At 69.2% G+C, this 11,995-nt stretch carries 11 protein-coding genes; 5 read left to right on the plus strand and 6 right to left on the minus strand.

Going from position 1 to position 11,995, the window contains the following annotated elements; translation table 11 throughout:
* The first annotated feature begins 3 nt into the window (after positions 1-3).
* The 3 genes from LR948_RS00565 to gluQRS are packed head-to-tail and all read left to right on the plus strand — an operon-like array spanning position 4 to position 1,703.
* A complete protein-coding gene (locus LR948_RS00565; protein WP_232751967.1) occupies positions 4-210 on the plus strand; it encodes a hypothetical protein in 207 nt (68 codons plus the stop codon).
* Between the two features lie 21 nt (positions 211-231).
* Entirely contained in the window at positions 232-840 is a 609-nt protein-coding gene (locus LR948_RS00570; RefSeq protein WP_232751968.1) for a class I SAM-dependent methyltransferase, read from the plus strand.
* Positions 837-1,703 (plus strand): tRNA glutamyl-Q(34) synthetase GluQRS, encoded by an 867-nt coding sequence (gene gluQRS / locus LR948_RS00575; RefSeq protein WP_232751969.1) that lies wholly within the window; start codon positions 837-839, stop codon positions 1,701-1,703. Before LR948_RS00570 ends, gluQRS begins: the two co-directional genes overlap by 4 nt.
* Here the strand turns inward: gluQRS and hisI are convergent.
* Positions 1,698-2,060 (minus strand): phosphoribosyl-AMP cyclohydrolase, encoded by a 363-nt coding sequence (hisI, locus tag LR948_RS00580; RefSeq protein WP_232751970.1) that lies wholly within the window; start codon positions 2,058-2,060, stop codon positions 1,698-1,700. The two genes, gluQRS and hisI, sit on opposite strands and share 6 nt — an antisense overlap.
* Positions 2,061-2,128: 68 nt before the next feature.
* On the opposite strand from hisI, the gene LR948_RS00585 reads away from it, so the two are divergent.
* On the plus strand, positions 2,129-2,581 hold the full coding sequence (locus LR948_RS00585; protein WP_232751971.1) for an iron-sulfur cluster assembly scaffold protein: 453 nt from the start codon (positions 2,129-2,131) through the stop codon (positions 2,579-2,581).
* Positions 2,582-3,182: 601 nt separating this feature from the next.
* Here LR948_RS00585 and recG read toward each other — a convergent pair.
* The 4 genes from recG to LR948_RS00605 all read right to left on the minus strand — a co-directional run bounded on the left by recG (position 3,183) and on the right by LR948_RS00605 (position 9,070).
* Complete coding sequence (recG, locus tag LR948_RS00590; protein WP_232751972.1) at positions 3,183-5,270, minus strand: ATP-dependent DNA helicase RecG; 2,088 nt, start codon at positions 5,268-5,270, stop codon at positions 3,183-3,185.
* Complete coding sequence (gene ligA, locus LR948_RS00595) at positions 5,267-7,534, minus strand: NAD-dependent DNA ligase LigA (RefSeq protein ID WP_232751973.1); 2,268 nt, start codon at positions 7,532-7,534, stop codon at positions 5,267-5,269. The genes recG and ligA overlap by 4 nt, the downstream gene beginning before the upstream one ends.
* A 438-nt stretch (positions 7,535-7,972) precedes the next feature.
* Positions 7,973-8,686, minus strand: a complete 714-nt coding sequence (gene ctrA / locus LR948_RS00600; protein WP_232751974.1) for a response regulator transcription factor CtrA — start codon at positions 8,684-8,686, stop codon at positions 7,973-7,975.
* A gap of 105 nt (positions 8,687-8,791) precedes the next feature.
* Positions 8,792-9,070: a DUF1153 domain-containing protein gene (locus LR948_RS00605; protein WP_232751975.1), complete on the minus strand. Its 279-nt coding sequence runs from the start codon at positions 9,068-9,070 to the stop codon at positions 8,792-8,794.
* A gap of 161 nt (positions 9,071-9,231) precedes the next feature.
* On the opposite strand from LR948_RS00605, the gene mnmA reads away from it, so the two are divergent.
* Positions 9,232-10,374, plus strand: coding sequence for a tRNA 2-thiouridine(34) synthase MnmA (mnmA, locus tag LR948_RS00610; RefSeq protein ID WP_232751976.1), 1,143 nt, complete (start codon positions 9,232-9,234; stop codon positions 10,372-10,374).
* Positions 10,375-10,889: 515 nt separating this feature from the next.
* Here mnmA and mraY read toward each other — a convergent pair.
* Complete coding sequence (gene mraY, locus LR948_RS00615; RefSeq protein ID WP_232751977.1) at positions 10,890-11,972, minus strand: phospho-N-acetylmuramoyl-pentapeptide-transferase; 1,083 nt, start codon at positions 11,970-11,972, stop codon at positions 10,890-10,892.
* Between the last annotated feature and the right edge of the window lie 23 nt (positions 11,973-11,995).

Genomic DNA, 11,995 nt, shown 5'->3' on the forward strand with positions numbered 1-11,995 from the left:
CCGATGAACTACGTTCTGGCCCTGCTCCTGCCGCCCTTGTCGATCCTGCTGACCGGGCGGATCTTCACGGCCATCGTGGTCTTCATCATCTGGATCCCGGCGATCCTCTTCTCGGGCGGGCTGACCCACCCGATGTTCATTTTGCTCGCCTGGATCCTGATCTACCAATCCGCAGAAGAGCGGCGCGCAAGCCGCCGAGGCGACGACTGACCCAACCGACAGGAGGCCCCCTTGAGCGAGAAAAGCTACCTCGACCGCGTCTATGAAGCCCAAAGCCAGGACGAGCGGCGGCAGATCTACGACGTCTGGGCCAAGGAATATGACGCCGATCTCGCGGGGGCCGATTACGCCACCCCCGGCCGCTGCGCCGCGGCGCTGGCCCGCTTCGCCCCCGACCCGGGCCAGCCGCTTCTGGACGTGGGCTGCGGCACCGGGCTCTCCGGCGCGGCCCTGCAGGAGGGCGGCTTCGCGCTCCTCGACGGGGTGGATGTCTCGGGCGGGATGCTCGACGTGGCCCGCGACAAGGGCCTCTACCGCAACCTCACCCGCATCGCCCCCGGCGCGCCCCTGCCCTCGGGCTACGGGCTCATGGCGGCGATCGGGGTGATCGGCGCGGGCGCCGGCCCGATGTCGATCCTCGACCTGATGATCGAGGCGCTGGAGCCCGGCGGCCTGCTGGTCGCCTCCTTCAACGAGAAGACCCTGGCCGAACCCGAGGCCCAGGCGCATATCGACCGCGTCCGCGCCAGCGGCCTGGTCAAGGAGCACCTGGCCGAGATGGGCCCGCATGTGCGCTCGAAGAACCTGCAGGCGCTGGTCGTGGTGTTCGAGAAGGCGTGATCACGCGCTTCGCCCCGTCGCCCACCGGCCCGCTGCACCTGGGCCATGCCTATTCCGCGCTCCTGGCCTGGGAGAGGGCCCGGGCCGCGGGCGGGCGGTTCCTGTTGCGCATCGAGGACATCGACCAGGGCCGCGCCCGCGCCCATTGGGAGACGCAGATCTACGAGGATCTGCGCTGGCTCGGGCTCGACTGGGAGGTGCCGGTGCTGCGCCAGTCAGAGAACCTGCCCGCCTATCGCGCGGCGCTCGCAGCGCTCTGGGCGCGCGGGCTTCTCTACCCCTGCCGCTGCCGACGGCGCGACATCCTCGAGGCCGCCTCGGCCCCGCAGGAGGGCGGCGCGCCGCTGACCGGGCCGGACGGCATCCTCTACCCCGGCACCTGCCGCGACCGGCCCGGCGCGCGCCAGGGCCCGCTGCCCCAGGACGTGGCGCTGCGTCTCGACATGGCGCGGGCGTTGGAGGCGCTGGGGGAGACACCGCTTGCCTTCACCGAGACCGGCGCCGGGCCCGACGGCGCGCAGGGGGAGATCGCGCTCTCGCCGCGCCAGCTCATCGAGACCGTCGGCGACGTGGTGCTCTCGCGCCGCGAGATGGGCACCTCCTATCACCTGGCCGTGGTCATCGACGATGCGGCCCAGGGCGTGAGCGAGGTCACCCGCGGGCGCGATCTCTTCGAGGCGACGGCCATCCACGTGGTCCTTCAGCGCCTCCTGGACCTGCCGAGCCCGCGCTACCACCATCACCGGCTGATCCGCGACGAGGACGGGCGGCGGCTCGCCAAGCGCGACGACGCCCGCGCCATCGCCGCCTACCGCGCCGAGGGGGTCAGCCCCGCGGAGCTGCGCGACATGGTCGGCTTATGAGCCCTCGGGGCTGAGGATCTCCACCGGCGCACCCTCGCGGATCGCGGTGTAGAAGCAGGACCGCCGCCCGGTGTGACAGGCCGGCCCGGTCTGGTTCACGCGCACCAGCAGGCAGTCGCTGTCGCAATCGACGCGCATCTCGACCAGCTCCTGCACGTGGCCCGAGGTCTCGCCCTTGACCCAGAAGCTCTGGCGCGAGCGCGACCAATAGGTCACGCGGCCGGTCTCGAGCGTCCGCGCCACCGCCTCGGCGTTCATCCAGGCCAGCATGAGCACCTCGTCGCTCTGATGATCCTGGGCGATCACCGGCAGGAGGCCGCGGGCATCATAGACCAAGGTCGCGGGATCGAAGGACATCGGCAGAAACCTTTTTGCACTCGGGGGACGAGCCCCTATCTATGGGGACAGGCGAAAAAGGGAAACCCATGTCGGCCGAACAGGACCTCATCAAGCTTTACTCCGACCGCATCCTGGCGCTGGCCGCGGAGATTCCGCGCACCGCGCGGCTCGCGGCGCCGGAGGCCACGGTCAAGAAGCGCTCGCCGCTCTGCGGCTCGACCGTCACGGTGGACATCGTGATGCGCGACGGGCGGGTGGCCGACTACGGGCAGGACGTGAAGGCCTGCGCCCTGGGCCAGGCCGCCGCCTCGGTCGTGGGCGGCGCGATCATCGGCCAGGACGCGGGCCAGATCACCGCGGCGCGCGACGCGCTGAGGGCCATGCTGAAGGAAGACGGCCCGACCCCGCCCGCGCCTTTCGACGGGCTCGAGGTGCTGCGCCCGGCGGCGGCCTACAAGAACCGCCACGCCTCGATCCTTCTGGCGCTCGACGCGGCCTCGGAGGCCGCAAGCGAGGCCGAGGCGCATCAGTCGGCCTGAGGGGCCCGCGGGTTCTTCAAATTTGAATGACTTAAAGAGCGGTGCGCGCGGCGCGCCGTTTTTCATGCGCGTCTCACCCCCCGCGTTCCGCAGCCAGTTTCACCCGGCTGACGACAGGCGGCGGGCTGACCAAAAGCGCGCCGCGCCCCTACCCTAAGCCCCCGCCCCCAAAAGAAAAAGCCGCCATGCGTTCGGGGCGCATGGCGGCAAGTGGCGTGTCTTGCGGGTTTCCGGGGACGCGAGGGGCGCGCGCGACGGGACAGTCGGTCAGGCGCCGCATCGGGACAGTCGATGCTGGGGACGGCGTCCGGCACAAGCTACGCAGGCAGAAAGGCGGTGCGGGTCAGATATGCAGCCCCGCGATCAGAAGGACGATCAGCGACATGACCCCCAGGGCATCGGTCCAGAGCGTGTCCTGCGAACGGCGAAGCGTGGTGCGGATCTGGTCGAGCATGAGGTCCTCCTAACCTTGTGTTAGTACTTTGTTCTCATGTTTGGGGGTGTGAGTCCAGAACTTTATGAGAACAAACCAGAACAAAAGGGGACAAGGCACCGGAACAGATGAAGAAATTGCCGTTGCACCCGGGCGCGTGGTCAGGCCTTAGCCGACGCTGATCAGCCGGATCGCCCGGTCCTGCCGCATCAGCCACAGGAGATGCCGCGCCGCCTGCCCCCGCGGCGAGGTCAGCGCCGGGTCTTCGGCCAGAAGCTTGCGCGCGTCGCTCTGGGCGATCTGCATGAGGCCCGCCTGCGCCTCCATGTCGGCCACGCGGAAACGCGGCAGGCCGGACTGCGCGGTGCCGATCAGGTCGCCCGCCCCCCGCATCTCGAGGTCGACCTCGGCGATGCGGAAGCCGTCCTCGGTCTCGCGCAGGGTGGTCAGGCGCTTCTCGCCGCCCTCGCTCAGGGGCGGGCGATACATCAGGAGGCAGGTCGAGGCCGCCTCGCCCCGCCCCACGCGGCCGCGCAGCTGGTGCAGCTGCGCGAGCCCGAACCACTCGGCCCGTTCGATCACCATGATCGAGGCATTGGGCACATTGACGCCGACCTCGATCACCGTGGTCGCGACCAGGACCTTGGTCTCGCCCACAACGAAACGGGCCATGGCGGCATCCTTCTCGGCCGCGGGCATCTGGCCGTGCACCAGCCCCACCTGCCCCTCGCCCAGGGCGGCGCGGAGGTGGCGAAAGCGGTCCTCGGCGGCGGTCAGGTCGATGGATTCGCTCTCGTCGACCAGCGGGCAGACCCAATAGGCCTGCCGCCCCTCGGCGATGGCCTGCGACAGATGCGCCACGACCTCCTCCATCCGCTCGGCAGAGGTCAGCGCGGTGCGGATCGGTTTACGCCCCGGCGGCTTCTCGTCGAGGACCGAGACATCCATGTCGCCGAACTGCGCCAGCGACAGCGACCGCGGGATCGGCGTCGCGGTCATCACCAGCACATCCGCCCGCGGCCCCTTCTCGCCCAAGGACAGCCGCTGGTTCACGCCGAAACGGTGCTGTTCGTCGACCACCGCCAGCCGAAGGTCCTGAAAGACCACGTCGTCCTGGAAGACCGCATGGGTGCCGACCAGGATCTGCACCTCGCCCGAGGCCAGCGCGGCCAGCTTCTCGCGCCGCTCGCGGCCCTTGTCGCGGCCGGTCAGCACCTCGACCCGCACGCCTGCCGAGGCGGCAAGCGGCTGCAATCCTTCAAGATGTTGGCGCGCCAGGATCTCGGTCGGGGCCATCATCACCCCCTGCCCGCCGGCCTCCACCGCGACCAGCAGCGCGAGCAGCGCGACCAGCGTCTTGCCCGAGCCGACATCCCCCTGCAGGAGCCGGTTCATCCGCTCGGGCGCGCCCATGTCACCCGCGATCTCGGAAATCGCGCGGGTCTGGGCACCGGTCGGCGCATAGGGCAGCGCCGTCAGCACCCGGTCGCGCAGCGCCCCGTCGCCGCGCGTCTCGCGCCCCGGCTGCGCCCGGCGCGAGGCCCGCGCCAGCGCCAGCGTCAGCTGATGCGCGAAGAACTCGTCATAGGCCAGCCGCACCCGCGCCGGCGCCTCGGGCGCGAGGTCGCGCGGCCCCGTCGGGCGGTGCACCGCTTGCAATGCCGCGCGCCAATCCGGCCAGTCCTCCTTGGCCTTCTGCGCCGCGTCGATCCATTCCGGCAGCTCCGGCGCCCGCTCGAGCGCCGCCGAGAGCGCCCGCCAGAGAAGCTTCTGCGTGACCCCGGCGGTCAGCGGGTAGACCGGCTCGAAGGCGGGCAGATCCGCCTCTTCGCCCGGGGCCAGCACGTGGTCGGGATGCACCATCTGGGCGCGCCCCTCGAAAAGCTCGACCCGGCCCGAGACCACCCGCCGCGCGCCGCTCGGCAGGAGCCGTTTGAGGTAGTCGCCGCCGCGGAAATAGACCAGCTCGAAGCTGTGCTGCGCGTCGGTGACCTCGATCCGGTAGGCGCCGGTGCGGCTCCGCGGCGGGCGATGCGCGCCGATCTCGACGCTGACCGTCAGCGTCGCGGGCAGATCCTTGCCCTGCACGGTGTCGCGCAAGCGCCGGTCGATGCCGGAATACGGCAGCAGGAACAACAGGTCGCGCGGCGCCTCCACGTCCAGCGCGGCCAGCGCCTGGGCGGTCTTCTCGCCGATCCCCGGCAGCGCGGTCAGCGCGCCGAAAAGCGGAAAGAGCCGCTCGGGACGGCCGCTCATGCCGGCCCGATCAAGGACAGCCAGCCGTCTTCGTCGAGGATCTCGACCTCGAGCTCGCGGGCCTTCTTCTCCTTCGAGCCGGCGCCGGGGCCCGCGACCAGGATGTCGGTCTTGCCCGAGACCGAGCCCGAGACCTTGGCGCCCAGAGCCTCGGCCCGGGCCTTGGCCTCGGCGCGGGTCATCTTCTCGAGCGTGCCTGTGAAGACCACGGTCTTGCCGGCGACGGGGCTGCCCTCGGTCGCCGGGCGTTGCGCCTCCTCGACCTCGAGATAGGCGGCGAGCCGGTCGATTGAGGCGCGTTCCTCGGTCTGGGCGAAGGCCGAGACCAGCGAGACCGCGAGCGTCGCGCCGATGCCGTCGATGCCGACCAGGTCCTCCCAGGCGGCGCGGGCGGGCTGCGGCACCTCGGGCGGCTCGGCCCAGACGGCCTCGCGGGTGCGGGTGATCTCGGCGCGGCGGCCTTCCTCGGCGGCGGCGCGGCGTTCGGCGGTCACCGCGGCCTCGGCGGCGCGGTGGCGGCGTTCGGCGGGCCGCGCGGTATCCAGCGCCTCGACCAGCGCGCCCCAGCTCAGGTAGTGGCGCGCCAGATCGGCGGCGGCGACCTCGCCGACATGCCGGATGCCGAGCGCAAAGATCAGCCGGTTCAAGGGGATACGCTGTTTTTCGCGGATCGCGTCGAAGAGCTTCTGCGCGCTTTTCTCGCCCCAGCCCTCGCGGTTCTTGAGCTGCTGCATGCCCGCGCCGTAACGTTCGGGCAGCGCGAAGATGTCGGCGGGCTCGGCGATCCAGCCGTCGGTGTGGAACTGTTCGACTTGCTTGGCGCCCAATCCCTCAATGTCGAAGGCGGCGCGGCTGACGAAATGCTTCAGCCGTTCGACCGCCTGGGCCGGGCAGATCAGCCCGCCCGAGCAGCGCCGAACGGCGTCGCCTTCTTCGCGGATCGCCTCGGAGCCGCAGCGCGGGCAGACCGTCGGGAAGTCGTAGGGGGCGGCCTCCGCGGGGCGTTTGTCGAGGTCCACATCCGCGATTTTCGGGATCACGTCGCCGGCGCGGTAGACCTGCACCCAGTCGCCTTCGCGGATGTCGCGGCCGCCGCGGATCGGCGCGCCGGTGGCGTCGCGCCCGGCGATGTAATCCTCGTTGTGCAGCGTGGCGTTGGAGACCACGACGCCGCCGACGGTGACCGGCGTGAGCCGCGCGACGGGGGACAGCGCGCCGGTGCGGCCGACCTGGATCTCGATCTTCTCGAGCCGGGTCCAGGCCAGTTCGGCGGGAAACTTATGCGCCAGCGCCCAGCGGGGCGTGGTCGAGCGGAAGCCGAGGCGGCCTTGCAGGCCGAGGTCGTCGACCTTGTAGACCACGCCGTCGATGTCATAGCCGAGCGTGGCGCGGCGTTCCTCGATCTCGCGGTACTGCGCGAGCATCTCCTCGGGGCCGGCGCAGCGGCGGGTCAGCGGGTTGGTGGAAAAGCCCAGTTCGGCCAGCCGGGCGAGCGCGCCACGCTGACTGGCCGAGAGCGGTTCCGACAGCTCCCCCCAGCCATAGGCGAAGAACTTCAGCGGCCGGGCGCGGGTGATCGCGGGGTCGAGCTGGCGCAGGCTGCCGGCGGCGGCGTTGCGCGGGTTGGCGAAGGTCTTGCCGCCGCGCGCTTCCTGGCCCTCGTTGAGGGCGGCGAAATCGGCGTGGCTCATGTAGACCTCGCCGCGCACCTCGAGCACCTCGGGCGCGCCGGTCAGCTTCTCGGGGATGTCGGAGATGGTGCGGGCATTGGCGGTGACATTCTCGCCGGTGGTGCCGTCGCCGCGGGTGGCCGCGCGGATCAGCCGCCCGCCCTCGTAGCGCAGGCTGAGCGAGAGCCCGTCGATCTTGGGCTCGGCGGTATAGGCGAGGTCGTCCTCGGGCCCGAGGTTCAGGTAGCGCCGGATGCGGGCGTCGAAATCTGCGATTTCGGCATCCTCGAAGGCATTGCCGAGCGACATCATGCGCTGGCTGTGGGTGACCTTCTCGAAGCCCTCGGCGGGGGCGGCGCCGACCTGGTCGGAGGGCGAATCCGCGCGCTTGAGGTCGGGAAACCGCTCTTCGATCCGGGTGTTGCGGCGCTTCAGCGCGTCGTAGTCGGCATCGGTCAGCTCGGGCGCGTCGCGGGTGTGGTAATCCTCGTTGGCCTTGGCGAGGAGCGCGGCGAGCCGGCCCAGCTCCTCCTCGGCGGCGGCGCGGTCCAGGTCGGTCACCGGCGTGTCGGAGAAGTCTTTCTGCCCGGTCATGGTCCCGCTCCGTCGAAGGCTCGTTCGGGCCAAGTGATAGGCGTCCCGGCGGGCAGGGTCCAGTGGGCGGATCGGGCGGTGGCGTCCTGCGGCCGGGGGCCTTGGTGCGGTCGGGCCGGGCCTAGGGGGTGGCGGCTGAGGGGCGCGGTGGGAGGCTGGGGGTTTGGCAAATGCCTTGTTGGGGCCGGGTTGGATGCTCGAAAGCGCCGCAAGGGGCCTCCGGTGCTGATCCTTGTCGGGTCAGTCTATTGGCGCGGGGCGGCGGGCATCCGTCGGTTGGCGCCCTGCCCCGCGGGTCATTTCTCTTGGGCCTTGCCCTGTGAGCCGTTCCTTCGAGCTATGCCCGTTGGGCCTTTCCTTTAAGCCTCACGCGACCGCGAAAGCCCCGCTTCAAAAGCCCAAACCAGCACGCCCTGCCCCGTCGCAGTCGCTTCCCGCTCAGGCGCGGGCGGCGAGCGGGGCGGCTTCCTCCTCGGGCACCGGGTCGCGCAGCACGTAGCCGCGGCCCCAGACCGTCTCGATGCAGGAGGGCTCGCCCGTCGCCTCGGCCAGCTTCTTGCGCAGCTTGCAGATGAAGACGTCGATGATCTTCAACTCGGGCTCGTCCATGCCGCCGTAGAGGTGATTGAGGAACATCTCCTTGGTCAGGGTCGTGCCCTTGCGCAGGCTCAGAAGCTCGAGCATCTGGTATTCCTTGCCGGTCAGATGCACCTGACGCCCCTCGACCGAGACGGTCTTGGCGTCGAGGTTCACCGCGATGCGGCCGGTCAGGATGGTCGACTGGGAATGGCCCTTCGAGCGGCGAATGATCGCATGGATTCGCGCCACCAGTTCCTCGCGGTGGAAGGGTTTGCAGAGGTAGTCGTCCGCCCCGAAGCCGAAGGATTTCAGCTTGCTCTCGGTGTTGCTGTCGCCCGAGAGGATCAGGATCGGCGTCGAGACCCGGGCCGTGCGCAGCTGGCGCAGCACGTCGTGGCCGGTCATGTCGGGCAGATTGATGTCCAGAAGGATTAGGTCGTAGTCGTAGAGCTTCGCCAGGTCGATGCCTTCCTCCCCGAGGTTGGTGGCATAGACGTTGAGGTTGGCATGGGTGAGCATCATCTCGATGCTCTTCAGGGTCGTGGGGTCATCTTCGACAAGCAGCACACGCATGAGGAGTCTCCGTCCACATTCAGGTCACCTCATGGTGTCGCTGAAAAACATTAACCGGACCTGAACGTATCTGAAATTCCACAAATTGCAACCATTAGTTGTATTTTATACCTGCTTTCGCTTCTGCAGGCAGGTGGTCTTCAATCCTTCCTTGCCCCAGGTCTTCACCGCGACCATCCATTCGCCCAGCTCGTCCTCGGAGAGCTTGTACGTCTCGATCGCCTGGGCGGCGGTCAGAAGCCCGTAGCGCACCGCCTTGACGACCGCGAGCTTGCGCGAGGCGACCCAGCGCACGGTTTCCGGCGGCGGCAGATCCGCCCGGGTCATGGTGCTTCCATCCGGCAGCCGCACCGCGCGCGGCCCTTCGACTTTTTTCAGATACATCGCCCGCTCCGTTAAAGGCGCCCGCAAAGGCGCGCGTGGCAGGGGCGAGACTGCGCAAGCGCGTTTAACGGGCGGTGAAACGGCCCCTTGAGAATGCGTCGGATTTTCCTATATTCCGCCGGTCCCGGTGCGCGGCACTATGCAGAACGTTGGGAACGCCCATGCCCCTCGATACGACCAAGCTCAACTCGCTCGGCTTCGCCAAGCCCCCCGCGGAAACCCGCGTCGTCGTCGCCATGTCCGGCGGCGTCGACAGTTCGGTGGTGGCCGCCAAACTCGCGGAGGAAGGCTACGACGTGGTCGGCGTGACGCTGCAGCTCTACGACCACGGCGCGGCGCTGGCCAAGAAGGGCGCCTGCTGCGCCGGCATCGACATCCACGATGCCCGCCGCGTGGCCGAGGAGATGGGCTTCCCGCATTACGTCCTCGACTACGAGAACATCTTCCGCGACGCGGTGATCGACGAGTTCGCCGACAGCTACCTGGGCGGCGCGACGCCGGTGCCATGCATCCGCTGCAACGAGCGGGTGAAGTTCAAGGACCTGCTCGAGACCGCCAAGGACCTCGATGCCGACTGCATGGCCACGGGCCATTACATCCAGCGCAAGATGGGCGACCAGGGCCCCGAGCTGCACAGCGCCGCGGATGCCAACCGCGACCAGAGCTACTTCCTGTTCTCGACCACGCCGGAGCAGCTCGATTACCTGCGCTTCCCGCTGGGGCACCTGCCCTCGAAAGAGGCGACCCGGGAGCTGGCGCAGAAATACGGGCTAACCGTGGCCGACAAGCCCGACAGCCAGGACATCTGCTTCGTGCCGGACGGCAATTACGCCAGCGTCATCGAGAAGCTGCGCCCCGGCGCGGCCGAGCCCGGCGAGATCGTGCATGCCGACGGGCGGGTGCTCGGCGAGCACCGCGGCGTGATCCATTACACCATCGGCCAGCGCCGGGGCTTGGGGATCGGCGGGCTCGACGAGCCGCTCTACGTGGTGAAGCTCGACGTGGAGAACCAGCGCGTGGTGGTCGGCCCGAAGGAGATGCTGGCGACCCGCACCGTGCCGGTGCGCGAGATCAACTGGCTGGGCGATGCGCCCTTTACGAGCCAGGCGGAATGGCATGTCTCGGTCAAGGTGCGCTCCACCCGGCCGCCGCGCGAGGCGGTGATCCGGCCGATCTCGGAGACCGAGGCGGAGGTCGAGCTGCTGACCCCCGAGGAGGGTGTGTCGCCCGGCCAGGCCTGCGTGTTCTACCAGACCGGGGACAGCCGCATTCTGGGCGGCGGCTGGATCTGGCGGGGGTATTGAGGCGGGGGGCTTGGTGCGTTGCGCTGTGTGTCGATTGACCTCGGGCAATCCGCCTGACTAGGAGCGCCTGCGCCTCACCCCCGCGCCCTCTTGCGCCCAAATAGCACCGAAGGTGCCGGGCGCGCGCCGGACCGGCCCGATGGGCCGGCGCTCCTTGGGATGGCGCACGTAGCTCGCCTTTAGTCCTGACCTTGCTGGGATAAAGTGCTCAGCTCGGAGCTAAGCAGCGCCGGCCCCCGGTCCGGCGCGCGCCCTCTGCTTCATCGTGGGTCTCGGGTGGGGGCGGTGTTGGCTGCGCCGGTGCGCCAAAGATCGCCACAAGCGGACAGGAAAAAGCCCCGCCTGAACCCGGGCGGGGCTGTTCTTTGGCGTTACTCAAAGGCAGATAATTTCGTCACCGCCCTCTCAGATTCGCGCAGGGGCCACTCGACCGCGCACCGCGCCCTCGGATGAGCCCGCAGGCGCATCAGCACGTCACCAAGCCGTCGGCCTAGCTCCAAAGCCTCTCAGCCCCCTCACCGCACCTTCAGCGTCGCGAGGCCGATCGCGGCGAGGATCAGCGAGATGATCCAGAAGCGGATCACGATCTGCGGCTCCGCCCAGCCCTTCTTCTCGTAGTGGTGATGGATCGGGGCCATCAGGAAGACCCGCTTTCCGGTGCGCTTGAAATACAGCACCTGGATGATCACCGAGAGCGCCTCGACCACGAAGAGCCCGCCGACGATCGCCAGCACGATCTCGTGCTTGGTGGCCACCGCGATGGCGCCGAGCGCGCCGCCCAAGGCCAGCGAGCCGGTGTCGCCCATGAAGACCGCCGCGGGGGGCGCGTTGTACCACAGGAACCCCAAGCCCCCGCCGAAGATGCTGGCGGTGAAGATCAGAAGCTCCCCGGTGCCCGGCACGTAGTGCACGTCGAGGTAGTCGGTCACATCGACCCGGCCCACCGCGTAGGCGATGATCCCGAGCGTCCCGGCAGCGATCATCACCGGCATGATCGCCAGCCCGTCGAGCCCGTCGGTCAGGTTCACCGCGTTCGCCGCGCCGACGATCACCAGGATCGCGAAGGGCACGAAGAAGAGCCCCAGGTCCAGGAGGTAATTCTTGAAGAAGGGGAAGGCGAGCTGCCCGGTCAGCTCGGCGGGATGGTAGATCGAGGCCCAGATCGCCGCGGTGGCCGCGATGATGAAGCCCAGGAGCAGCCGCACCTTGCCGGAGACCCCCGCCGAGGTCTGCTTCTTCACCTTGGAGTAGTCATCCGCGAAGCCGATCGCCGCGTAGGACATGGTCACAAAAAGCACCAGCCAGACGAAGGCGTTGTCGAGCCGCGCCCAGAGCAGCGTCGAGGTCAAAAGCGCCCCGACGATCAGGAGCCCGCCCATGGTCGGCGTGCCGGCCTTCGACAGATGCGCCTCGGGGCCGTCGGTGCGGATCGGCTGGCCCTTGCCCTGGGCGCGGCGCAGCACGTTGATCAGCGGCGGCCCGAAAAGGAAGCCGAAGACCAGCGCGGTCAGGAAGGCCGCCCCGGCGCGGAAGGTGATGTAGCGGAACAGGTTGAAGGCACCGCCCCCGTCCGACAATTCGGCCAGCCAATAGAGCATGAACTCGGATCCTTTCTACGCGT

It is taken from the genome of Roseivivax sp. GX 12232, assembly GCF_021272185.1.
Lineage (GTDB): Bacteria > Pseudomonadota > Alphaproteobacteria > Rhodobacterales > Rhodobacteraceae > Roseivivax.

Bases quoted from the DNA above. Each gene is read 5' to 3' on its own strand.
- mraY (WP_232751977.1), bottom strand. From the start codon at position 11,972: ATGCTCTATTGGCTGGCCGAATTGTCGGACGGGGGCGGTGCCTTCAAC.
- hisI (WP_232751970.1), bottom strand. From the start codon at position 2,060: ATGTCCTTCGATCCCGCGACCTTGGTCTATGATGCCCGCGGCCTCCTG.
- recG (WP_232751972.1), bottom strand. From the start codon at position 5,270: ATGAGCGGCCGTCCCGAGCGGCTCTTTCCGCTTTTCGGCGCGCTGACC.
- LR948_RS00585 (WP_232751971.1), top strand. From the start codon at position 2,129: ATGTCGGCCGAACAGGACCTCATCAAGCTTTACTCCGACCGCATCCTG.
- LR948_RS00605 (WP_232751975.1), bottom strand. From the start codon at position 9,070: ATGTATCTGAAAAAAGTCGAAGGGCCGCGCGCGGTGCGGCTGCCGGAT.
- mnmA (WP_232751976.1), top strand. From the start codon at position 9,232: ATGCCCCTCGATACGACCAAGCTCAACTCGCTCGGCTTCGCCAAGCCC.
- LR948_RS00565 (WP_232751967.1), top strand. From the start codon at position 4: ATGAACTACGTTCTGGCCCTGCTCCTGCCGCCCTTGTCGATCCTGCTG.
- ligA (WP_232751973.1), bottom strand. From the start codon at position 7,534: ATGACCGGGCAGAAAGACTTCTCCGACACGCCGGTGACCGACCTGGAC.
- ctrA (WP_232751974.1), bottom strand. From the start codon at position 8,686: ATGCGTGTGCTGCTTGTCGAAGATGACCCCACGACCCTGAAGAGCATC.